The organism is Ochrobactrum sp. EDr1-4 (assembly GCF_049199085.1).
In the GTDB taxonomy this organism is placed as follows: Bacteria; Pseudomonadota; Alphaproteobacteria; order Rhizobiales; family Rhizobiaceae; genus Brucella.
The window spans coordinates 584,396-608,085 of the sequence record NZ_JBLZOF010000002.1 but is presented as its reverse complement, the minus strand read 5'-3'; the positions used below and the strand labels follow the sequence as shown (position 1 = coordinate 608,085).

The window sequence follows — 23,690 nt, the reverse complement described above, 5'->3', positions numbered from 1 at the left end:
CGGGCACATAGAAACGTGGACGGCAAATAGCATTGGCATCAATGCTGTCATGGATTACACGAACTCAGATATTGAACGCCTTCGTGTAAAAGATGTTACTATCATTACACATGGTAATAATGCGACCGGAATTGATAACATTAATACACGGTCTTTCATTGAAGGCGGAAGTATTATGACTTACGGTGCCGGGTCACACGGCATAGGGTCAAGTAATGGTGGTTCTTCAAGTTTTGTACCTTCACACGTTGCCGTTCAGGGGGCGAAAATTACTACAAGTGGCCGTCAAGCATATGGTCTGGTTGCGACGTCAAGTTCCGACATTCGAGCGGCTGGAGTTTCTATCGCTACGTCTGGTGAAAGCGGTGTTGGTGTTTACAGTCAGGCAACAGGTCGTATCGACCTGACGGGAAACAGCACAATCAGGACAACTGGACTTGGTGGCCATGGCGTAGCGGCTATGTTGGGCACTGAAATCAATATATCCGACGCGCTGATTGAAACAACTGGCACCAATGCGGCTGGCATCTATACAGCGGGTTATAATATTTCGGATATTATAACACTTAACTCACTCGGTAATAGCCTTGATGTTTTGAACCAGCCATTGGCCGTCGTTGATGATGAACCTGTGGAGCGTGATTATGAATCCACTGGCGACAGCATAGGCTTTCAAGATGAGAACCGTGCAGGTCGAGCTGACAATAATGTGGTGAATCTCACGAGGACCGAAATCAACGTTGAGGATGCCGCCGTTCTCAGAATCTTAGGTAGTGCCAAAACCATAGTCACTATCTCTGATTCAAAGCTTGTTGCAGGGTCAGGTTCAAATGCATTACTCTTTTCAAGTGGTCTTTATGGTGAGTATGCCATGGGGATTGCAGAGGTTGATGTTACGTCGTCTGAGTTATCGGGTGATGTCGACATCGGCAGCGGTTTCGCTAATTTTGCGCTCGCCCAAAACTCTGTTTGGTCAGGCGCCGCGCGGGATAATGGTACGCTTATATTAAATTCACTCTCGCTGGATGATACAAGTAGGTGGTTCGTCACAGGTAGTTCTGCTGTCAATTCTTTGGAAAACAACGGCAATATAATATTTTCGAACGCGGACGTTAGCTTCAAAACACTCACTGTACAAAGCGACTATAATGGCGACGGCGGTTATATCCATTTCAATGCAATATTGGAGGATGATAACTCTGCCACAGATAGACTTATTGTTGTTGGTGACACAAAGGGATTGACCAGCGTCATCGTGAATAATCTTGATGGCGATGGTGATCTTACGGTTGAGGGCATTAAGATCATCGAGGTTAGTGGTGCATCGGAAGGTATTTTCAGCCTGATCGGGGATTACGAAACGACATCTGGTCAACAAGTGGTTGTTGGTGGTGAATATGCATATGCGCTAGTTCATGGATCTGTATCTGATCCTGACGATGGGGATTGGTATCTCCGTTCGCAGTTCATCCCGGGTGAATCTGAAGAACCGCTCTATCAGGCTGGAGTTCCGGTTTATGAAGCCTATCCGCAGGCTCTGCTTGGCTTGAATGGTGTTGCAACCTTGCAGCAGCGTACCGGTAACCGTGTCTGGTCGGGCAATGGCAATCGTGTGGTTGCACAGGGTGCTGATGCGGTTGGCTCGCCTTATGCAGCCCCTGATGAAGCGGGTGCTGCAATCAATGGCAATGGCAATGGCGTCTGGGGCCGCATTGAAGGTTCGCATAACCATATGGAACCGCGCTTTTCGACATCTGATACCAATTACAACCAGAATGTCTTCAAAATGCAGGCTGGTATTGATGGCATGCTGACGGAGACCGAAAACGGCAAGCTGATTGGCGGCTTCACGGTGCATTATGCCCATGGCAAGACGAAAACCAATTCAGCCCACGGCGATGGTGATATCAGCACAGACGGCTATGGTCTTGGCGGAACGCTCACCTGGTATGGCGAGAATGGCTTTTACCTTGATGGTCAGGGTCAGGTGACGTGGTATCGCAGTGATCTTCATTCGACGACTGCCAATACAGGCCTCACCGATAACAATCATGGCTTTGGCTATGCTTTATCACTTGAAGGCGGGCAGCGTTTTGCCATCAATGAAGCATGGTCACTGACACCACAGGCACAGTTGACGTATTCCAATGTTGATTTTGATGCATTCACGGATGCATTTGATGCAGATGTCAGCCTTGATCGTGGAGAAAGCTTGCAGGGTCGTCTTGGTCTGACGGTTGATCATGAGAACTCATGGCAGAATGCCAATGGCATGCTGGATCGGACACGGGTGTACGGGATTGCTAATCTCTATTACGAGTTTCTGCAGGGCACGCGTGTGAATGTTGCGGAAAGCAGCTTCACGAGCCGCAATGATCGGGTGTGGGGTGGACTGGGTCTTGGCGGTTCGTACAACTGGAACGACGATAAATATTCGATCTATGGCGAGGGCCTCGTCAACACCAGCCTCAACAACTTTGGTGACAGCTACGCAATCAAAGGCAATGTCGGCTTCAAAGTGAAGTGGTAGCACCTGATTGAGAACAGCGAACAGAAGCCTCGGACGGCCTTAGGCGTCCGGGGTTCTCGTAGTTAGATAAGATCAATATTCCAGTAGTGGTGATACTAAGTGGTACCTGCACGCTTGATGTGCTCTATGCGTAACGCATCATTATAAGAAAAAGCCGCTCGGCATCACGCAGTTGGATGGCGTTGCGCGAGTGTGCCCTTGACTGTGCTATTATTTGCGCTGGGTATTACGATCGGGCAAGGCAATAAGCTTACTGAACGTAGACATTAGTGCCATCCTTGCCAAATTCATGCTGGTCATTAGGGATGGTTGCTATCGGGCACATTTAAAGCCCCATAGATTGTAAACATGCTTGTATTTATATTTAACTCACGGCCTTGCATGGCGTAATTTCTGGTTTATAAGCTGGCACGAGAATCAAGTGTTTTGGGTAACAGAGCCAGAGAATGCATTGTTTCTGTAATCAAAGGGCTTGTTTTTCGCTTTATTGAGGTTGCAATGTCTCCGCAATTGCTGGCCATGTTGTTGGCGCCATTACTTGGTTTATTTGTTGTCAGTATTGGAAATGGCTTTATTTCGTCACTGACGACCTTGCGGCTGGATGCGGCCGGTGCCTCTCCTATTATGATTGGCGTTGTTTCATCCGCTTATTTTATTGGTCTTACGATTGGTGCTTTGTTCCATGATCGCCTTATCGTACGCATTGGCCACATCCGTGCCTATAGCAGCTTTGCTTCGCTAATTGCTGTCAGCGTTTTGTTGCAGGGCATGTATTTTGATATTTGGTTTTGGTTTGTTTTGCGTTTCTTGTATGGCTGGGCCGCGATTGGAGTCTTTCTTGTCATCGAGAGTTGGTTGCTTTTAGCCTCTGATGAAAAGATCCGCGGACGCATTCTGGCACTCTATATGATCGCATTGTACGGATCGGGTATGATAGGACAAGCATTTCTTGGTAGCATTAATGCTATGGGAGATGTTGCGCCTTTTATGGTGGCAGGGATGTTGGCGTCCTTATCTGTTCTTCCTATAGTTGTTCTTCCGAAAGTTACGCCAGTTGTAGATCGTGCTGAACCTATCAAGCCGATTCAGCTTTTGCGGATGACGCCGAGTGGCGTGATCGGTTGCTTTGGCTCCGGTATTGCGATTGCTGCAGTTTATTCACTGTTGCCACTTTATCTGCAGCGCATTGGCCTCAATGTTAGTGACGTTGGAAAAATGATGGCCAGCGTTATTCTTGGTGCGATGTTGTTGCAGTATCCGGTGGGCCGTTGGTCTGATCGGCAAGACCGCCGGATTGTGTTGATTACGCTCAGCATAGCGTGCTTTATCCTTTCCGCTCTTATTATTGCCATGCCGTCGTCGTCACCTTTATTAATTTATGTGTTCTTTCTTCTCGGAGGTGGGATATTTGCCATCTATCCAGTCGCGGTCAGCTTTTCTGCTGATAGTACTTCTGCGGATTCGCTTGTTCGTATGATTCAAGGGTTGTTGTTGATCAATTCACTTGGGTCTATGGTTAGCCCACTCATTATTTCTCCTGTCATGTCTGAATTTGGCGCGGCAGGCCTTTTCTGGTCTATGTGCGTGCTCAATGCTTTAATGGCGTTGTTTTTCATTTGGCGTCGAGGTGTTCGTCCGGAATCTATACCAGCTGCACCCTTTGCTCCGGCCACGCCATTCTCACCGGTTGGTGCCGAACTTCGCGTCACTGAAGAATTGATTCAAGGGTCTATTGATGCTGAGCAGGCAGATGAAAATTCGATTACAGTGCGTCAGGAAGGCGAAGTTTAGTAGACATAAAAGTTTGTTGTTTGCTACGATGATAAACAATTATTTCAGTATGTTCTTTATTGAGTAATTAGGGTGAGATTTAAGCTCCCAGCAAAGCGGTGAAGGATTTAGCTTTCAAGTTGAGGCTTGCGACCAATAAGCGATGATTATCGAATTCATGCTCAATGCATACTGGAAGGCTGTCTTTGTCGGCGCCAGAATAGCAGTGTTTCGACGTACGCCAGATTAAGTTTTCAGCATGATGAGGAAGCCGCTACATGTCCGATCATAAGACGCACTCGGCGCATTGGGGCTCATTCACAGCAAAATGGGATGGTAAGCACCTCAATATTCTTCCTCATCCCGCTGACCCAGAGCCTTCACCGATTCTGGGAAATCTTACGAATGTTTTGCGGCACAAAGCCCGTGTTCTTAAACCAGCAGTCAGAAAAAGTTGGTTGGAAAGCGGCGCGCGCTCGGGAATTCGAAATCTCAGTGATACATTTGTTGAGATGGATTGGGATGAGGTTCTTCCGCTTGTTGCCCAAACACTCGCTGACGTTCGTGATCAGTACGGTGCGGACAAAGTTTTCGGTGGTTCCTATGGTTGGTCTAGTGCAGGTCGATTTCACCATGTCCAAAGCCAGGTTCACCGCTTTTTGAATGTGGCTATTGGCGGCTATGTACGTTCGGTCAATAGTTATAGTGCGGGCGCATCATCCGTTATTCTTCCGCATGTTATGGGGCCGTTTGAGGAATTATCGCGGCGAAACGTAACGTGGGAACAAGTAGAGGAGCATACGGATATCGTACTCGCTTTCGGAGGGATGGCTCTTAAAAACTCCAATATTGCAAGTGGTGGTATCACAACACATATAGAACGTGGATCCATGGAAAAGGCCGCAGCACGTGGATGCCGCTTCCACCTTTTCAGCCCGTTGCGGGATGATTTTCCACCTGAAGCTGGGGCTACTTGGCATCCAATAAAGCCCGGGACAGATGTCGCCGTTATGTTGGGCCTCTGTCATACTATGCTGGTAAATGGATTGCATGATCAAGATTTTTTGCAAAGTCACTGCAATGGTTTTGATGTTTTTGCGAGATATCTCGAAGGTTGCGACGACCAACAACCAAAGACGGCGCAATGGGCTGCAAATATATCGGGTGTTGCGTTAGAGACTATTTCTGAGTTAGCGAGAGAGATGTCGCAAAAGCGGTCATTAGTGACTGTTGCTCACGCTTTGCAGCGCGCGCGTTTTGGAGAGCAGCCGGTCTGGGCCGGTCTGGCCCTTGCCGCCATGACGGGACAAATAGGCTTGCCTGGTGGGGGATATAACTATGCGCTGGGTGCAATGGGGCATACGGGCCGGCGTGTAAACGCCGTGCCCATTCCAACTCTTTCACAGGGCAAGAACGGTGTGGAAAATTTTATCCCCGTCGCACGTATCTGTGACATGCTTTTCAACCCTGGAGGTAAGTATCAGTATAACGGCCGCGAAATGACTTATCCGGAAATTCGCGTTATATACTGGGCAGGTGGAAATCCTTTTCACCATCATCAGGATCTCAATAGATTAAGGCATGCTTTCGCCGTGCCCGAAACCATTATCGTACAGGAAAATGCCTGGACGCCAATGGCGCGCTCTGCAGACATCGTTTTGCCCGCAACAATGACGCTGGAGCGAGAAGATATTGCAGCAGCTGCAACTGATCCCCGCTTGATTGCAATGCGCAAGCTTGCTCCTGCCGCGGGTCATGCACGGGATGATTACGATATTTTTTCAGCTCTTTCTCAGCTCATGGGAAGCGCTGATCTATTTACTGAAGGGCGAAATGCCAAGCAATGGATGGAATATCTTTATGAGCCCACCCGTCGAGCATTAGAAGAATATGGTTATGACGCCCCAGACTTTGCTACATTTTGGGAGCGCGGCGAAATCGCTCTGCCTTCTGCTCCGGATGACGGAGGACTTCTCAGAGCTTTTAGAAACAATCCCGTCACAAAACCATTGCCAACTGTGAGCGGTAAAATTGAACTCTATTCTGAGAAAATTGCTAGTTTCAACTATGATGATTGTCCAGGTCACCCCGTTTGGCTTTCTCCTGATGAAGTGCCCGATCAGCGATATCCGTTAACTTTAATTGCTAATCAGCCGGCCACTCGACTGCATAGTCAACTCGATTTCGGTGCTTATAGCCAGTCGTCCAAAATTCGGGGGCGGGAGCCCGCCCGAATGAACCCGAGTGATGCAAAAGCACGTAACATTCGTGATGGCGACATTATTCGGATATTCAATGAAAGGGGTGCATGTCTGGCTGGTGTTGTGGTTGCAGATGGTGTCATGCCAGGTGTGGTTAATCTATCAACTGGTGCATGGTTTGATCCGATTGATCCTTTGGCCACCACGTGGGAATGCAGGCACGGAAACCCTAATCTCGTAACACGAGATGTCGGTACATCAAAGTTGGCCCAGGGGTGCTGTGGGCAAGTGACCGTTGTTGAGGTGGAGCGGTTTGATGGCGTTCTGCCGCCAATTCAAGCTTATGATCCACCGGTGCTTACCTCCCAAATAAGCCAGTAATTGGAGATAAACAGATGCGTCCTCTTGATGGAATTCGTATCCTTGACATGACGTCTGTGTTAATGGGGCCTTATGCTACTACCATTCTTAGCGATATGGGAGCTGATGTTGTCAAAATTGAACCTATTGGTGGCGATATTTTGCGCAGTGCCGGTGCTTCCCGTGGCGGCAGCATGGGTGGCATATTTATGCACTCTAACATTGGCAAGCGTAGTGTCGCCATTGACCTAAAAACAAAACTTGGACGTGATACGCTGCTAAAGATTGCCAAAACATGTGATGTGCTGTTCTACAATATTCGTCCAAAGGCTATGCAACGGCTCGGCCTTGGTTACGAAGATATCGCCGCGCAGAATCCGGGATTGCTCTACGTCGGTGCTTTTGGGTTTGGCCAAGACGGGCCCTATGCAGATCGACCAGCCTATGATGATCTTATTCAGGCTGCCAGCGGCATACCTATGCTGTTGGCGCAGGCATCAGGTGATGCGCCATCATATGTTCCAATTAACATAGCAGACCGAATTGTTGGTCTTCATGCGGCGACCGCCATTCTTGCAGGCTTGAGGCATCGTGATCAAACGGGTGAAGGTCAGCGCATAGACGTACCAATGTTCGAGACTATGGTGAGCTTTGTGCTTGGTGATCATATGGGCGGGCTTTCTTTTGATCCACCTCTGGATCAAGGTGGATATCAGCGCTTACTATCGAGCAGCAGAAAGCCATTCCCAACCTCCGACGGGTATATAGGTGTCGTACTATATACTGATCAGCATTGGCAACGGTTCAAGGTTTTGGTGCAAAACGAGGAAGCTTTTATCGACCCACGCTTTGAGAGCTTCTCTGGTCGGCAGAAGCATGTCGACGAGATCAATCATTTGTTGCGTCGGATTTTTCCACTGCGCTCAACGGCCCAATGGCATGAATTGTTGAATACAGCGGATATTCCGAACACGCCGCTTCATTCTCTTTCGACTATCATGGATGATCCGCATCTCAAAGCAATTGGCTTCTTCGAACATCAGGAGCATCCAGTGGAAGGTGCGGTTAAAACAATGCGTGTGCCCTCGACTTGGAGCCGCACACAACCACAACATTCGTCTCCGGCACCCATTTTGGGCCAACATACACATTCGGTTTTAAGTGAAATTGGCTACTCTGATACCGAAATTGAAGCCCTTTCAGCCGACGGTGTAATCGGAGTATCAGGTCATATGACCGTTGCTTGAGTTATGATGTAGTATTGCAATGAACCAGCGCTCGCTTAAACTGCAAACTGTTTGTAATAATGACAGCGAGCAGCACGTGGATAATGTACGACGCAGAGGCGCAGGTAATATAGAATTACGGCATTTGCGCTACTTCTTAGCTATTGCGGAAGAGATGAGCTTTGCTCGTGCCGCCGATCGATTAAACGTCGCGCAGCCGGGATTAAGCCAGCAAATCAAGATTCTTGAGGAGCTGCTTGAAGTTCGACTTTTTGACAGGTCACGCCGAAAATTACGATTTACGCTCGCGGGTGAATTATTTTTTGATGATACCAGAAAAATTCTTGCCCAGTTTGAGGTTGCGACCCAGACAGCAAAGCGTGCTGCTCGCGGTGAGGTTGGACGGCTAGTTGTTGGGTATGTTGGCTCGGCGGCCTACACTGGCATGCTAACACGTGTGATTGGAGAGTTCCGCAAAACACATCCTTCTGTCGAGCTGGAAATCTCTGAATTGGAGATGTTGCGTCAAGTTGATGCGATCGGAGACGGGCGCATGGATGTGGGGTTTATTCGTCCGCCTGCTCCTTTGCCGACAAGTATTGCATCCATTCCTATCTTGCATGAAGACTTAATGATTGCTTTGCCAGCCGATCATTTGCTTGCAGAGCGGACTGAAGTCGCTCTCAATGATCTGAAAACCGAAAAGTTCATTATTCCGGACCACCCATCACAAGTCAGCTTCAATTACTACACAACTTTGGCTTGTCAGGCTGCTGGATTTGAGCCAGAGTTTGGGCTCAAAGGGCGAGATTTCACAACTATTGCCAGTATGGTTTCGGTGGGACTTGGTGTTGCAGTGGTGCCGCAGTCAATTCAGTGTGTTCAGCTGCCGTCTGTTGTTTATAGACCAATAAAAGATGTTGGCACACGTGCCGAACTTGCTGTTGCATTCCGACGTAGCGATCATTCTCCAATCGTGCGAACTTTTGTTTCCGTTGCGCGTCGCTACTTTCAGTCGCGTGCGAATGATTGATGAGATTAACCCTCTCAACTGATAAGTATTAGTTATGAAATTCGCTCTGGCAACGTATTGTGATGAAGGGTCGGCTGGCATTTAATGCTGCTATGACGAAGCTATGATTACGTCACAACCATAAACGGGATCACGGCGAAATTGGTTGAAAATCGGCTTATCACAAGGCGTTATCGCTCATTTTCGCGAAGTTGGAAGGCATTACGTTGGCAGACTGGACAAAGCGGGCGGGATCAATTTTTAAATGTGAAAAGGGTTCAGTCTCCGGTACCATAGGGGTGGCGGTTACCAACCATCCTTTGGCCTCGGCTGCGGCAATGGAAATGCTCGCCGCGGGCGGTAACGCTTTTGATGCTACTGTATCCTCGCTATTTACGTTGACCGTGGTTGAACCAATGATGGTTGGCATATTTGGTGGTGGGGCCGCTGTGGTTCATCACGCGGATGGCGCGATAGATGTTTTCGACGGCCTCGCTACTGCTCCGGCTCAAACCCGAGCTGATAGTTATGTACCCATCTCTGACAGCTGGCCGGATTATATGGAGACAAAAGGTCGCCAGAACCGCGTTGGCCCGAAAGCAATTGCTGTGCCTGGCAACCTTAAGGCATGGTGTGAGATGGCTTCCAATTTCGGTAGGTTGCCACTTACACAGCTTATAGGCCCAGCCATTCGTTACGCTGAAGAGGGCTTTATCCTCTCACCTTATCTTGCAACCTGCATAGAAGAAATTGCGCCAGATCTTGCACTTGATAGCGCAATCGCTGCGATTTTCCTTCCTAATGGTGTCCCGCTGAAAGCAGGCGAACGCCTCATTCAGAAGGATTACGCACGTACGCTTCGGGCCATCGCAACCGACGGGCCAGATGCATTGTTTCAGGGTGAACTCGCCGAACATATGCGTCAATTTTTGTCGGCCTCTGGAACCTGGGTCACTGAGAGGGATATAGCACAGTACGCGGTCGTTCGTCGTGAAGCTGTTCATGGAACTTACCGTGGTTTTGATATTTTCGGTCCGCCGCCGCCGTGTTCGGGTGGTGTGCAGACTGTTCAGGTTCTTAATCTTCTGGAATCTAACGATGTTTCCGAAGGTGGATTTGGGACGTCTGAAACCTTGCATCGACTGATCGAGGCAATGAAGATTGCTGCAGCTGATCGTCTAGCAGTGACCGCAGATCCAGCGTTCGTGGATGTGCCTTTGGAACGACTGACGTCCAAGGAATATGCTCGGGAGCGGGCAGATGACTTCGATCCAGACCATGCGCGTGCGCAAAAAGCGAAAATTCTCACTATTGAGTCAGCAAATACAACGCATGTTACAATTGCTGATGGAGAGGGAAATGTAGTAACATCAACACAGACCATTAACAGTCTGTTTGGTGCGCGCGTGGTCATCCCCGGCACCGGGATTATTCCTAATAATTATATGTATTTGTTCGACCCTCATCCGGGGAAAGCACTTTCCCTTGCTCCGGGTAAACGCATTACCAGCGGGATAACAGCTTTAATCGGCAAAAAAGATGGAAAGCTTGAATTCGCGTTGGGCTTGCCCGGTGCTCATCGTATTCCTGCTTCCGCAATGCAGGCTGTCATAAATCTGATCGATCATGGCATGTCGTTGCAGGAGGCCGTAGAAGCGCCCCGTGTTTTCACATGGGGTCAGGAAGTCGAAGTTGAAAACGGCTTTTCGAATGAAGTGCGCGAGGGATTATCTGCGAGAGGGCATCGCGTCCTGCCGGTCGCTCACGTCGCTGGTGGAATGGGGGCAATCCAATTCCTATCCAATGGAACCATGATTGGGGCGTCTTGCTGGCGCGCTGATGGGGTGCCAATGGCAGCAGGTGGTGGACCCGCCAGAGCCAATACCTCTTTCTGGCCCGATCCCCGGCGGGGCAAAGTCTACTGATAAAGAAACGATAGATAAAAATAAAAAACGATCTTCAGAGGAGAAGGTGATATGAAATTGAATCGTCGTGAGGCACTTTTTTTTGCTGGAGGCGCTATTCTATTCGCGGCCACTCGTCCGGTTTTGGCAGCATCCCAGAGTGTCCTACGTTTTGCGCCACACGCGGCCCTGCGGGTTCTTGATCCTGTTACTACGAGCGCATATGTCACGCGTAACCATGCATTCCTAGTCTACGATAATCTGTTCAGCATGGATTCCAAATATACGCCTCAGCCCCAAATGGTTGATCATTGGACGATATCAGATGACGGTTTGACTTGGGACTTTACATTGAGAGATGGACTGGAGTTTCATGATGGCGCGAAGGTAACATCAGCAGATGTAATCGCTTCTATTAAACGCTGGTGGCAAAAAGATGTAATTGGTGTCCGCTTGCAGGCGGCAACAAAAGAGATCACAGCGACGGACGATAAAAGCTTTCGCATAGTTCTCAAAGAACCATTTGGTATCATGCTTGAAGCCTTTGCTCGCCCGTCGTCAATACCTCTTTTCATTATGCCCAAGCGCATTGCTGATCTTCCCCCAACGACTGTGCTGGAAGAAGTAGTGGGCTCTGGGCCATTTCGTTTTGTGCAGGAAGAGTTTCGTCCCGGTGTCGGCTGGACTTATGTTAAAAACGAGAAATATGTTCCGCGTACCGAACCCGCTGATGGTCTTGCAGGTGGAAAGGTGCCCAATGTTGACCGGATCGAAGCGATCTGGTTTCCAAGCCCAGACACGGCAATGAGTGCTCTTCAGAGTGGTGAACTTGATATTATGGAATCCATTAATCCGGATCATCGTATCAATTTTACGGGAAGCGATATTTTGCTTCAGCCAAAGGGCAGTCCAACGATCTCAACTATTCGTTTTAATTGGGCGCAACCTCCCTTTAATGACATCAAATTACGACAGGCCGTGCAAGCAGTAGCAACACAGCAAGACTATCTGGATGTTGTGGTGGGTGACCCTGACGCCTATAGAATATGTCCAGCTCTTTTTGGGTGTAATACCCCACTGGAAACCGATGCGGGGTTCATTGATAGTGGTATACCGGACATCGAACGTGCGAAGAAGCTCGTTGAGGAGTCGAGTTATAACGGCGAGAAGGTTGTCATTATCACACCCGGCGATCTTGCCTCGTTTTCAGCTCTTGCGCCGATGACCCAACAGTTGTTGAGCTCGATTGGTATTCAAAGTGAGATCCAAACCATGGAATGGAGCGCTTTTCTAACCCGGCGTGCCAATTCAGGGCCTGTCAGTGACGGCGGTTGGAACCTCGCTCACGCCGTCTTTGATGGTATTGATCTGATATCTCCATTAGGCAATATGAATTTCGATGCCCGGGGTAAGGATGGCTACACTGGGTTTATCGTGGATCCCGAGACGGAAACGCTTAAAACGCGCTATCAGCAGGAATCCGATCCGGAAAAACAAAAAGAGATTGCTGCTGAAATGCAGAAACGCGCCTATGAGCAGGTGTTCTATATCCCGCTTGGAACATATGACCAGTACACGGCAATCCGGCCTGAATTTGCAAATTACGTGAGCTCTCCTGTCGCCATTCTCTGGGGAGTGGGCAAAAGCTAATGCTAAGGCTACTTATTCTTCGTACGGTCTCTGCTATACCAGTTATGTTGTTCGTAGCATTGATCGTCTTCTTATTGCTTCGTTTAAGTCCTGGTGATCCGGCCACAATCATGGCCGGAGATACGGCGACACCTGAAGCGGTTGCAGCTTTGCGCTCGCAAATGGGGCTGGATCAACCTTTAGCTATTCAGTTTCTGACGTGGATTGCTGGCATTTTGCAAGGTGATTTCGGGCAATCAATCCTGTCTCGTATGCCAGTTACAACATTGATTGCAGATAGGTTGGCACCCACTCTTATACTGGCGTTGTCTGCCATCGTTCTCACTGTAGTTGTTGCAGTGCCGTTGGGAGCACTTGCTGCGTGGCGGCATAACACATGGGTGGACCGCGCTGTAATGACTCTTTCTGTGCTTGGCTTTTCAATACCAGCATTCGTTGTTGCGTATCTTTTAATGCTGTTTTTTTCCGTCAAATCCGGGCTTTTGCCCGTGCAGGGCTATGTTAGCCCCCTGGTTGATTTAGGTGGGGCTATAAGGCACTTGATCCTGCCTTCGCTAACGCTCGCTCTTGTTTTTATAGCACTTATTGCTCGCGTTACGCGATCAAGCCTGCTGGATGTTCTCAATCAGGACTTTGTCCGCACCGCAAAAGCAAAAGGCAATCCAGCATTTCGAATGCTTTGGCGGCATGCGCTGCCGAATGCTGCAATCCCGATCATCACTGTGATTGGCTTAGGTATTGCCATGTTAATTTCGGGTGTTGTTGTGACGGAAAGTGTTTTCAATATTCCGGGTATTGGACGCCTTACAATTGATGCAATACTCGCACGCGACTATCCCGTTGTTCAGGGACTCATGCTTTTCTTTGCATTGATCTATGTTGTAGTAAATTTACTAATTGACATAGCTTACATCGTTGTTGATCCAAGAATTCAGTATTGAGGGTAGGTCAGTGGCTTCTGAGACGATCTCTTTACATTCGCCCAAGTTACAATGGCGTAATTTCGTAGCTAATAATATGCTGCCGATAGCCTGTTGCTTGATACTTGCAATTATAATTTTAGCCTCTCTTGCAGCCCATTGGTTCATCCCGGCGGATTTAACAATGGTGCGTCCGCGTATGCGATTGAAACCACCTTCAGAAATCGCGTGGTTTGGAACAGATGCGATGGGGAGAGATGTATTTGCATTGTCTCTCTATGGTGCAAAGCTATCATTATTGGTGGGGTTGCTGACAGCTTTTTCTGGTGGTCTTCTAGGGACCGTTATTGGGCTTGTTACTGGATATTTCCGACGGATCGACGGACTGATTATGCGTTTGATGGACGCAATAATGGCTATTCCGAACATTCTGTTTGCAGTCGCTGTTGTATCATTGCTAGGTCCAAGTCTTCTAACTATTGTCGGCGCACTAGCATTTAGTGAAATTCCGCGTGTTGTTCGTTTGGTGCGAAGCGTCGTACTGAGCGTCAGAGAGGAGCCGTATGTCAAGGCCGCTGTTGGTATGTCGATACGCACACCTCTCGTTCTTATACGCCATATACTACCAAGTTGTGTAGCACCCTTGATCGTGCAGACCACCTATATCTTTGCGTCTGCCATTTTGTCCGAAGCTATACTTGGGTTTTTGGGCGTTGGTTTTCCGCAAGGTACACCAACATGGGGTAATATTGTTGCCGATGGTCGAACGGTTTTTTTACGCGCGCCGTGGACGATTATTGCTCCGGGTCTCATGCTGGCTATCACCGTTATGTCTGTCAATTTACTTGGTGACAGCCTGCGGGATCGCCTTGACCCAAGATTGGCACGTACGACAAGGATTCAGTCATGACGCTCAAAGCGGGTAGCAATAGTGCCATACTAGAGGTTGAGAACCTAAGCGTTGCACTTCCTGGTGGACTCGATCGTGCCTATGCCGTGGATAATGTGTCTTTAACGGTGAAGCGCAGGGAAATTACTTGCGTTGTAGGGGAATCGGGATCGGGAAAATCGGTTACAGCGTCTGTCGTTATGGGGCTTTTGCCTGATGCGTTGCGTGTGGTTCAAGGAAGCGTGCGGCTTGATGGTGAAGACATCACCAATGCGAGTGTCAGCCGAATGAACAGCTTACGTGGCAATCGAATGGCTATGATTTTTCAGGAGCCGTTGACTGCACTTAACCCGGTGATGCGCCTCGGAGATCAGATTGCCGAAGTCTTGCAGCTTCACCGACCTTCCATGAGTTCGGTAGATATTCGCAAGAGAGTGATAGAGCTAATGGCGGACGTCCATCTGCCTGATCCGGAAGAAATGTATAAACGCTATCCGCATCAGATTTCCGGTGGGCAACGTCAGCGGGTGACCATCGCCATGGCGCTCGCTATGGAGCCTGCATTAATTATTGCGGATGAACCCACTACAGCGCTTGACGTTACAACGCAGGCGCAGATTTTGTTATTATTCCGCGAGTTGCTGCAAAAGCATGACAGTGGAATTCTCATGATTACTCATGATTTTGGTGTGGTTGCAGATGTCGCCGATCATGTCACAGTTATGAAGCAGGGGAAAACTGTCGAAAGTGGTTTGCCGGATCAAATCATAGGCAATCCACAACATCCCTATACGCGTGAGTTAATCGCCGCTGTGCCTCGTTTTCAGTATTTGCCTCCTAGTGATGCTAACTCATCGGTCGTACTACAGGCTAGTGACTTGCGATTGACTTATCGCCAAAAGGGCTGGCTTCGCAAAAAGCAGGAAGTGACTGCACTGGATGGTGTAAGTTTATCTGTTTCTCGAGGGGAAACACTCGGCATCGTTGGTGAATCAGGCTCGGGGAAGAGCACTTTTGCGAAAGCTGTCCTGGGTTTTGAACAACCCGATAGTGGCAGTATATTCTTCAAAGGGAGGGATATGCTGGCAATCGATACGGCGACCCTGACAAGAGTACGTCATCGTATCCAGATGATCTTCCAAGATCCCTATAGCTCGCTTAATCCGCGCCGAACGATCGGACAGTCCTTAACCGAAGGTCCTGTTCGCCACGGTAAGTCGAAGGGTGACGCAGTTCATCGTGCTCGCGATCTTTTAGAGCATGTCGGATTGTTGCCTTCAGCCATGGAACGCTTTCCCCATGAGTTTTCCGGTGGCCAACGACAACGTATTTGCATTGCTCGCGCCCTTGCATTGGAGCCGGACGTTATTGTGGCCGATGAAGCCGTATCAGCACTTGATGTTACGGTTCAGGCGCAGGTGCTGGAACTCTTGCAGTCTTTGCAGCGAGAGTTGGGCTTTTCGATGTTTTTCATAACGCACGACCTGAGGGTTGCTTCGAATATCTGCAACTACATTGCTGTTATGAGCAAAGGGCAGGTCGTCGAAACGGGAACTGCGAAGCAGGTCTTTCAATCACCACGACATGATTACACACGGCGGTTGCTTGCAGCGCTACCGGGCTCAGAACTGCAAACCAACTGAATGTAATAAAGATTAGGCTGCCGAGAGAGGAGCGCTGAATGGCGGGTTTATATTATGAGGACTTCGTGATCGGTCGAGAATTCAGGCATGAATTAAGCCGGACCGTCACTGAAGCGGACAATATCAGTTTTAGTCTGATGACTTTAAACCCCCAGCCATTACATATTGATGCGCATTTCGCAGCGCAAACAGAGTGGGGTAAGCCTCTGTTCAATAGTCTTTATACATTGGCAATAATGGTAGGTATGAGTGTTCAAGATACCACATTGGGTACTACCATAGGTAATCTTGGTATGTCGGATGTGCGATTTCCGAAGCCTGTATTCCATGGGGATACATTGCGCAGTCGAACAAAGATTGTTTCTCTCCGTGAAAGTAAATCTCGTGCGGATGCCGGACTGGTCGAGTTCGAGCATACTTGCGTCAATCAACACGGTGATATTGTCGCGATCTGCCGACGTATGGCAATGATGCAAAGACGACAGGTTGCCTGATGCGTTCTTATCTTTTTGTTCCAGCCGATAGTTTGCGGAAATTTGAAAAAGCACGACATAGTGCGGCCGATACTCTTATTCTGGATCTTGAGGATTCTGTTGCCCATACTGCTAAGGAAAGTGCCAGATTGAGTCTCGCAACTATGTTGCAAGCCCCGCGTGGCAAACAGAAATTTTTTGTACGGATCAACGCTCTCGATACAAATCAGAGTATTTATGATCTCGCTGCTGCTATGCCATTTCGACCGGACGGTATCATATTACCAAAGGCAGGCTGCGGGCGCGATGTTACCTTGCTATCGAATTGGTTGGATGCTTTTGAAGTCTCATACAATCTGAGTTTGGGAATAACCAAAATAATTGCAATCGTTACGGAAACCGCTCAGGTGCTATTTCAGATGGCATCATTCACGGGTTCAAGTGATCGTCTTTGCGGGATGATGTGGGGAGCAGAAGACCTTGCGGCGTCATTGGGGGCAATCGAAAACCGAAGTGGGACAAGCTATTCGGCGCCATTTTTGATGGCTCGAAATCTATGTCTGGCAGGTGCTGCTGCGGCTGGGGTCGATGCAATAGATGCAGTCTGTACTGATATTGAAGATATCCAGCGTATAGAGACCGAAGCTGTTCAAGCCCGTCGCGATGGTTTCGCCGGCAAGGCGATTATTCATCCAAATCACATTGCTGTTGTGAATGATGCTTTTTCGTCCAAAGTTGAGGAAGTGATTTGGGCAAATAAAGTCGTAAGTGCGTTTCAAGAAAATCCCGACGCGGGCGTTATTCGCATCGATGGCCAAATGATTGATAAGCCACATATGCGCACTGCACTTAAGATTCTTGAGCGCTGTCATACCGATGAAGTGTAGAGTCTATTGACATTACTGCTTTTGATTTGGGCACGAGAGATATGAAGCCAGTCAGAAATAGCATTCTACGAAGCAAGATAATGGTTCCATTTGCTTTCTGCTCATAATTCTATCTGTCTACACATTGCTATAAATCTTTTAACTGATTGAGACGCCTCGTTTTTGCGAAATGCGAGGGCCACGTCTGATGTGGTTGGAACTCCTGTTACATCGATATATCGAATGCCGGGCAAACCTACTGCATTTAAGGATTTGGGGGCCAGAGCGACGCCCATACTTATCGACACGCGACTGGCAATTTCGGTAAAATCAAGTGCTTGTGCACTAATGTTGGGGTCAAATCCAGCGCTGTGGCACGCTTCAATCGTTGTGCCATGAAACCCAATATCGGCAGGCTGACGCGGGGTAATGAAGATTTCATCCTTGAGCGATTGAAGCTGAATAGTAGCCTGATGCGCCAGCGGATGCGTTTCGCTGAGAACTGCAATAAGGGGCTCTTTTCTCACCACGAGGCTTGTGAGGCCCGGCAGAAGTGGCGCGGGCCAGCGCACGAAGCCCATATCGAGAAGCCCTTCGGAAATGCGTGTTAACTGCATCCGCAGTTCCATCTCCACCAGATTGACGGAGACGTCAGGATACTCCTCTTTAAATTTGCGAATGGTCTCGAAAACAATGCCTGAATAGGCGGCTGACGCGACATAGCCAATGGAGATCTGACCAATTTCACAACGCCCGGCACGGTTAACCGCAATCATGGTCGCATCGACCTGCATCAGGATTTTAACAGCCTCACGGTAAAGCACTTCGCCCGATTGTGTGAGCTGAACAGCGCGGCGCGAGCGATCAAGAAGTGGCGCACCGAGAATTGTTTCCAGCGCCATGATCTGTTGGCTCAAGCCCGGTTGGGCGATGCCAAGTTTTGCAGCCGCCCGTTCGAAGTTTTTCTCCTCTACAAGCGCACAGAAATAACGCAAATGGCGAAGTTCAAAGGATTTGGATGAGAGAAGTTTGCTGCGATGTTCTGGCATAATTGGCTCTTTGGATAATCCAAGACTATGGCGATTTTGATTATTATAAAGGAAACTTATGAAAAATACGCCCTTGAATTATTGGATAGATTAAGAAAAGATGATTAATGGGGTCCAGTTTAAACCTTGAGGGGATCAAAGTGAAAATCCTGGCCCGAAATCGCCGCACATTATCGGTTGTTATTCTTTCCGGCGCGACGTTGGCCACAATCGTTGCAGTCAATGCGCAGGAAGCAGCGAGCACCACTGTGCTCGCACCGATTGTCGTGAATGGCGGTTCGGAAGATCCCACAGCACCGATTAAGGGCTACGTCGCTAAAACCAGCATCAGCGCGACCAAGACTGGAACGCCACTCGTTGAAACTCCACAGTCAATCTCTGTCGTGACAGCGAATGAAATGGCGGCGCAGGGAGCGCAGAGCCTTGGACAGGCGCTTGGCTATACGCCAGGCGTGGTTTCCGAACCCTATGGTTCTGACCCGCGCTTTGATTCACCGCTGATCCGTGGTTTTGATGGCCGTCAGGTCCAGTTTCTCAACGGCCTTCGCTTGATGCGAACCGCTGGTGCCTCTGCGGTTGATCCTTATATGCTTGAGCGTATCGAAGTGGTGCGCGGACCTGCCTCAGTGATGTTCGGTCAGGGCAATCCCGGTGGCCTGATCAATATGATCAGCAAGCGACCGACGTTTGAGAAATTCGGCGAGATTGGCGTTCAGGCTGGTAGCTATGATACCTATGGAACCTATTTCGATTTTGGCGGCCCTGTCGCGGAAAGTGATCAGTTTGCCTATCGCCTGACGGGTATGGTGCGCAAAGCTGGCACGCAGACGGACTATCTCGATAATGATCGCTATTTCATCGCGCCCGCTTTCACATGGAAACCAGATGAAGATACCAAGCTCACCATTCTGACCAGCTTCCAGCACGACAATCCAAGCTCACCTTCGGGCTTGCCTGCACAGCTCACATTGAACGCGACCGATTACAGCCTGCCACGCGACTTCTATGTCGGCGATCCAAGCTATGACGATTCAAGCCGCAATGTCGTCAATCTCGGTTATGAGCTTGAACATCGCATCAACGAAACATGGACTTTCCGGCAGAACGCGCGTTACACTAATCAACGCTGGGATTATACGGCGCTTGGCATGGCATCGACCGGTCTCGCAAAGGACGGCCGCACGATCAACCGCACGGCCACAGTCCAGAACGAACGCCTGAACACGTTCAATATTGATAATAATCTGGTCGCCGAGTTCGATACAGGTCCGGTCGAGCACAAGTTTCTTGTCGGTGTCGACTATCGCTATTTCGACAACAGTGCCGGAACGCAGTTCTGGAGTGCGACTACACTTGATGCCTACAACCCTGTCTATGGTGGGCCGATCAAGTACCTGACTGCGAAACCGACCGTTAACACGCTTGTCGATTCCCGCATGACGCAGGTCGGTATCTATGCGCAGGACGAGCTGGCCTATGAAAACTGGCGCGCGACTTTTGCTCTGCGTCAGGATTGGGCGTCGACCCGCGGCACTTCAACCAATCGCAATACCAATATACCTCGCCCGCTTGATCAGGATGATGAGAAACTAACAGGCCGTGCGGGCCTTGGTTATGTATTTGACAATGGTATCGCGCCTTATGTCAGCTATTCGACTTCGTTTGAACCTGTAGCAGTTTCGGCAACCGCAGGTGTATTGCAGCCAACGACCGGCAAGCAGTGGGAAGCAGGCGTAAAATATCAGCCAAATGGCTGGGATGGTTACTTTGCGGCAGCGGTTTATGATCTGCGCCAGCAGAATGTTCCGAACTCTGTTGCTTTGCCGGAGGGAGGCACGACAACAGAACAGATCGGTGAAGTTCGGGTTAAGGGATTAGAGCTTGAAGGCGTCACAAGTCTCGCACAGGGTCTCGATCTGCGCGCAGCCTATACTTACATGAATGCAGAAATTTCAGGCGTTAAGGATAACGGTAATCGTCCTGCCAACGTGCCGGAACACGCAGCAAGTCTCTGGCTCAATTATACCTTTCAGGAAGGTTCCATACTTGAAGGATTTGGTGCTGGCGGCGGCGTGCGTTATGTCGGCCAGCGTTATGGCGACACCGCAAACACTTTTGATCTTGATGCAATCACGCTTACGGACGCTGTCATCCACTATCAAAAGGATCACATCAAAGCGTCGCTCAATATTAAGAATATTGCGGACAAGAAGTATGTCGCAAGTTGCAGTTCGTTCGGATGTAACTATGGTGATGGCAGAACCTATATGAGCAAGCTGACATTTACATGGTAACAGGCCCGCAACGCGGATCGATAGTCTCTGCATCTCAAATCAGCCGCCGGAAAGCCCTTGGCCTTCTGGCGGCTTTGGCTTTGCCGAATGTGGCGCGCGCCAATCCATTTCCGCGTATTGCGGCAATCGATTGGGCCATGCTCGAATGTCTGGTGGCATTGGGTGTCACGCCGATTGCGGCAACAGAGCTGATCCGGTTTCGTGAAGATGCGGTTGAGCCGCAATTGCCTGCTTCGGTTGTCGATCTCGGTCTGCGTGGTTCGCCGAATTTCGAGCTGCTTTATCTGCTCAAGCCTGATCTGATCCTGAGTTCCCCTTTTTATACCCGGCATGAAGAGGCGATGAAATCGATAGCGCCGATCATGTCATTGCCGTTTTATGTGCGCGGCGAGGGGCCTTATGAGAAGTCGCTGCAAGCTGTAACGGCGCTGGGCGACAAGCTTGAACTCAGCGCCAAAGCATCAAGTGTTATTGAGGCTCAGGCGAAATTTATTGCCGAGACCAAAGAGACATTAAAGCCTTTTGCATCGCGCCCGACCTATCTCATCAATATTGGCGATGCGCGCCATTTCCGCGCTTTCGGCAATGATAGTATGTTTGGTGATGTGCTGGAACGGCTTGGTCTGCCAAACGCCTGGACGGATCGCTCGCGCTTTACATTTGCGGCTCCCGTTCCGTTGGAAAATCTGGCAGCAAATCCTGATGCGCGCATCATCATCATCTCGGATATTCCAGTTGAATCGCGCAACAGCCTGCGCAACAGCGTGATCTGGCAATCGCTCAAACCTGTCCGCGACGGCCGTGTCTATATGGTGGGTAACATCAATCCTTATGGCGGACTGACCGCCGGATTGCGATTTGCACGGCTTTTGAGCCGGGCGTTGCAGGCAAGTGGCGAGGCATTTCTGTGACCCGTGGCGGACTGATTTCAAGTGCTGTAATAGGCGTTATGATTGCTCTTGGACTGTTTCTCTGGAACGCCAATGCATTTTTGCCTTTTGCACAATGGCCTTCGCTGCCGTTTAATCCGCAAAGCATGAGTACCGAGCAGGTCATTCTGGCCTATGCGCTGTTTCCGCGTGCTTCCGTTGCGATTTTTGCCGGTGCAGCATTGGGGCTGGCGGGTGCTTTGCTGCAGCGTTTGCTCAACAACCCGATTGCCGATCCATCGACGCTTGGCGTATCATCGGGCGCGCAGCTGGCAATCGTTACGGCAACGCTGTTCTTCCCGACAGTGCTTGACCAGTTTCGCTGGGCGGTGGCGCTTTCGGGCGCTGGTGTTGCGACCGCAATCGTGTTTCTGCTCGGCTGGCGTAGTCGGCTTGAGCCAGTGACGATGGTTGTGTCCGGTCTTCTGATCGGTGTGACGTGCAGTGCGATTTCCGCCGCGATGACGCTATCGCAGGGCCAGTATCTCATGTCGCTCGTGACATGGAATGGCGGTTCGCTGAGCCAGCAGGACTGGTCATCGACGGTCGCCCTTGCTTTGCAATTCCTTGTCTGCCTCATTGCCGCAATCATGCTGAGCCGTCCGCTGACGCTTGCAAGCCTTGGTGATAGCAGTGCGCGCTCGCTGGGTGTTCCGCTGGCATGGCTGCGTGTGGCGGTCGTGGCTGTTGCGGTGGTGCTGAGTGCTGGCGTTGCGGCCAGTGTCGGGCTTATCAGTTTTGTCGGTCTGGCTGCCCCCGCAATCGTCCGTGGCTTCGGGGTCAGAAAGCCGAGTTTAATCCTGCTGGCGTCACCTTTTGCTGGTGCCGTTCTTCTCTGGATCTGCGACGGGGCGGTGCAAGTTTTCGGCGCAAATCTGGGTGAGACTTTCCCGACAGGCGCAGTTACTGCACTGATCGGTGGGCCTTTGTTGCTCTGGCTCATTCCGCGTGTGCGTTCGACAGGATCGCAGCAATCCTCACCTGCACAGGTTTTCAGACGTGCTTCCAATGCCAAACTTTGCTTGCTGCTCATCGCTCTGCTGGTCGCAGCTTTTTTCGCTCTTGCGCTTGCGCGCACGCCGGAAGGCTGGTTGCTTCTGACAGGCGAAAATCTTCGCGATATCTTGCCTTTGCGCTGGCCGCGCCTTCTGGCAGCCGCTGCCGCAGGCAGTCTGCTTGCAATGGCGGGCGCTGTCCTCCAGCGACTAACCGGCAACCCGCTGGCAAGCCCGGAAGTAATCGGCGTCAGTGGCGGAGCAGGCATAGGCTTTGCTTTAGCACTGACAATTTTCGCCGCACCCAATAATGCGCAATTGCTACTTTGCGCGTCCATTGGTGCGCTGATTGCTATGCTGGTTGTGTTGAGCTTTGCGAGCCGCAGAAGGCTGTCATCTGCACGTTTGCTTCTGGCCGGTATTTCGGTCGGTTCGCTCGCATCTGCCATATTGAGTATCTTCCTCTCGATCGGCGATCAGCGATCGTGGCAGATTCTTGCCTGGCTCAGCGGGTCATCGGCAACGGCAACGCCGGAAAGTTCGCTTTTCCTTGTCGTGCTGACATTCACAGTGATTGGGCTGGCATTGCTCGCGTCCCGCTGGTTAACCATCCTGCCGCTGGGGCAGACGATTCCAGTCTCACTTGGTTTGCCGGTGCGGTCTGCACGAATATTGACGATCCTGCTTGCCGCGATTGCCAGTGCCGCCGCATCGCTTCTCGTCGGCCCGTTGAGCTTTGTGGGGCTGATGGCACCGCATATGACGCGGCGAATGGGCTTTGATCAGGCTCAGTCGCATGTCGTGGCATCAGCCGTGCTAGGCGCGCTTTTGATGGTGATTGCCGATCTTGGTTCGCGCAATGCGACCTTCCCTTATGAGTTGCCGCTGGGCCTTTTCGCAGCTTTGGTTGGTGCGCCCTATCTTGCCTGGGCGCTCGCGTCGGCCCGGAAATCATGACGATTTTCGAGAAGCATGATGC

General features: G+C 50.1%; 16 protein-coding genes. 15 read left to right on the top strand and 1 reads right to left on the bottom strand.

Features of this window, described 5'->3' with window-relative positions:
• Nucleotides 1–175: 175 nt before the first annotated feature.
• The 12 genes from ACOZHT_RS09255 to ACOZHT_RS09200 all read left to right on the top strand — a co-directional run bounded on the left by ACOZHT_RS09255 (nt 176) and on the right by ACOZHT_RS09200 (nt 17,465).
• Nucleotides 176–2,530: an autotransporter outer membrane beta-barrel domain-containing protein gene (locus tag ACOZHT_RS09255; RefSeq protein WP_421565634.1), complete on the top strand. Its 2,355-nt coding sequence runs from the start codon at nt 176–178 to the stop codon at nt 2,528–2,530.
• A gap of 426 nt (nt 2,531–2,956) precedes the next feature.
• Nucleotides 2,957–4,321: an MFS transporter gene (locus tag ACOZHT_RS09250; RefSeq protein WP_421565633.1), complete on the top strand. Its 1,365-nt coding sequence runs from the start codon at nt 2,957–2,959 to the stop codon at nt 4,319–4,321.
• Between the two features lie 257 nt (nt 4,322–4,578).
• Nucleotides 4,579–6,882: a molybdopterin-dependent oxidoreductase gene (locus ACOZHT_RS09245; protein WP_339510262.1), complete on the top strand. Its 2,304-nt coding sequence runs from the start codon at nt 4,579–4,581 to the stop codon at nt 6,880–6,882.
• A 14-nt stretch (nt 6,883–6,896) separates the two neighbouring features.
• Entirely contained in the window at nt 6,897–8,108 is a 1,212-nt protein-coding gene (locus ACOZHT_RS09240; RefSeq protein ID WP_339510260.1) for a CoA transferase, read from the top strand.
• Between the two features lie 19 nt (nt 8,109–8,127).
• On the top strand, nt 8,128–9,120 hold the full coding sequence (locus tag ACOZHT_RS09235) for a LysR family transcriptional regulator (protein ID WP_339510258.1): 993 nt from the start codon (nt 8,128–8,130) through the stop codon (nt 9,118–9,120).
• Between the two features lie 206 nt (nt 9,121–9,326).
• A complete protein-coding gene (gene ggt / locus ACOZHT_RS09230) occupies nt 9,327–11,024 on the top strand; it encodes a gamma-glutamyltransferase (protein ID WP_339510256.1) in 1,698 nt (565 codons plus the stop codon).
• Between the two features lie 51 nt (nt 11,025–11,075).
• Nucleotides 11,076–12,653, top strand: coding sequence for an ABC transporter substrate-binding protein (locus ACOZHT_RS09225; protein ID WP_339510254.1), 1,578 nt, complete (start codon nt 11,076–11,078; stop codon nt 12,651–12,653).
• Complete coding sequence (locus ACOZHT_RS09220; RefSeq protein ID WP_339510252.1) at nt 12,653–13,594, top strand: ABC transporter permease; 942 nt, start codon at nt 12,653–12,655, stop codon at nt 13,592–13,594. The genes ACOZHT_RS09225 and ACOZHT_RS09220 overlap by 1 nt, the downstream gene beginning before the upstream one ends.
• 10 nt (nt 13,595–13,604) lie before the next feature.
• Nucleotides 13,605–14,483 (top strand): ABC transporter permease, encoded by an 879-nt coding sequence (locus ACOZHT_RS09215; protein ID WP_421565632.1) that lies wholly within the window; start codon nt 13,605–13,607, stop codon nt 14,481–14,483.
• Nucleotides 14,480–16,105, top strand: a complete 1,626-nt coding sequence (locus tag ACOZHT_RS09210; RefSeq protein WP_339510248.1) for an ABC transporter ATP-binding protein — start codon at nt 14,480–14,482, stop codon at nt 16,103–16,105. Before ACOZHT_RS09215 ends, ACOZHT_RS09210 begins: the two co-directional genes overlap by 4 nt.
• 38 nt (nt 16,106–16,143) lie before the next feature.
• A complete protein-coding gene (locus ACOZHT_RS09205) occupies nt 16,144–16,599 on the top strand; it encodes a MaoC family dehydratase (protein ID WP_339510247.1) in 456 nt (151 codons plus the stop codon).
• A complete protein-coding gene (locus tag ACOZHT_RS09200; protein ID WP_421565631.1) occupies nt 16,599–17,465 on the top strand; it encodes an HpcH/HpaI aldolase/citrate lyase family protein in 867 nt (288 codons plus the stop codon). The genes ACOZHT_RS09205 and ACOZHT_RS09200 overlap by 1 nt, the downstream gene beginning before the upstream one ends.
• A gap of 101 nt (nt 17,466–17,566) precedes the next feature.
• Here the strand turns inward: ACOZHT_RS09200 and ACOZHT_RS09195 are convergent, their stop codons facing one another.
• Nucleotides 17,567–18,493, bottom strand: coding sequence for a LysR family transcriptional regulator (locus ACOZHT_RS09195; protein ID WP_421565630.1), 927 nt, complete (start codon nt 18,491–18,493; stop codon nt 17,567–17,569).
• Nucleotides 18,494–18,600: 107 nt separating this feature from the next.
• Here ACOZHT_RS09195 and ACOZHT_RS09190 point away from each other — a divergent pair, with 107 nt between their 5' ends.
• Genes ACOZHT_RS09190 through fhuB form a run of 3 tightly spaced genes read left to right on the top strand, consistent with a single transcriptional unit; the run spans nt 18,601 to nt 23,668 of the window.
• Nucleotides 18,601–20,787 carry a TonB-dependent siderophore receptor gene (locus ACOZHT_RS09190; protein WP_421565629.1) on the top strand — a complete coding sequence of 729 codons (2,187 nt, stop codon included), beginning with the start codon at nt 18,601–18,603 and terminating at the stop codon, nt 20,785–20,787.
• Nucleotides 20,781–21,698 carry an iron-siderophore ABC transporter substrate-binding protein gene (locus ACOZHT_RS09185; RefSeq protein WP_313829126.1) on the top strand — a complete coding sequence of 306 codons (918 nt, stop codon included), beginning with the start codon at nt 20,781–20,783 and terminating at the stop codon, nt 21,696–21,698. Before ACOZHT_RS09190 ends, ACOZHT_RS09185 begins: the two co-directional genes overlap by 7 nt.
• A gap of 38 nt (nt 21,699–21,736) precedes the next feature.
• A complete protein-coding gene (gene fhuB / locus ACOZHT_RS09180) occupies nt 21,737–23,668 on the top strand; it encodes a Fe(3+)-hydroxamate ABC transporter permease FhuB (protein WP_339510336.1) in 1,932 nt (643 codons plus the stop codon).
• The last annotated feature ends 22 nt before the right edge of the window (nt 23,669–23,690 follow it).

Bases quoted from the DNA above. Each gene is read 5' to 3' on its own strand.
- ACOZHT_RS09255 (WP_421565634.1), top strand. From the start codon at position 176: ATGACTTACGGTGCCGGGTCACACGGCATAGGGTCAAGTAATGGTGGT.
- ACOZHT_RS09245 (WP_339510262.1), top strand. From the start codon at position 4,579: ATGTCCGATCATAAGACGCACTCGGCGCATTGGGGCTCATTCACAGCA.
- ACOZHT_RS09240 (WP_339510260.1), top strand. From the start codon at position 6,897: ATGCGTCCTCTTGATGGAATTCGTATCCTTGACATGACGTCTGTGTTA.
- ACOZHT_RS09235 (WP_339510258.1), top strand. From the start codon at position 8,128: ATGAACCAGCGCTCGCTTAAACTGCAAACTGTTTGTAATAATGACAGC.
- ACOZHT_RS09225 (WP_339510254.1), top strand. From the start codon at position 11,076: ATGAAATTGAATCGTCGTGAGGCACTTTTTTTTGCTGGAGGCGCTATT.
- ACOZHT_RS09220 (WP_339510252.1), top strand. From the start codon at position 12,653: ATGCTAAGGCTACTTATTCTTCGTACGGTCTCTGCTATACCAGTTATG.
- ACOZHT_RS09210 (WP_339510248.1), top strand. From the start codon at position 14,480: ATGACGCTCAAAGCGGGTAGCAATAGTGCCATACTAGAGGTTGAGAAC.
- ACOZHT_RS09205 (WP_339510247.1), top strand. From the start codon at position 16,144: ATGGCGGGTTTATATTATGAGGACTTCGTGATCGGTCGAGAATTCAGG.
- ACOZHT_RS09200 (WP_421565631.1), top strand. From the start codon at position 16,599: ATGCGTTCTTATCTTTTTGTTCCAGCCGATAGTTTGCGGAAATTTGAA.
- ACOZHT_RS09195 (WP_421565630.1), bottom strand. From the start codon at position 18,493: ATGCCAGAACATCGCAGCAAACTTCTCTCATCCAAATCCTTTGAACTT.
- ACOZHT_RS09190 (WP_421565629.1), top strand. From the start codon at position 18,601: ATGGGGTCCAGTTTAAACCTTGAGGGGATCAAAGTGAAAATCCTGGCC.
- ACOZHT_RS09185 (WP_313829126.1), top strand. From the start codon at position 20,781: ATGGTAACAGGCCCGCAACGCGGATCGATAGTCTCTGCATCTCAAATC.
- fhuB (WP_339510336.1), top strand. From the start codon at position 21,737: ATGATTGCTCTTGGACTGTTTCTCTGGAACGCCAATGCATTTTTGCCT.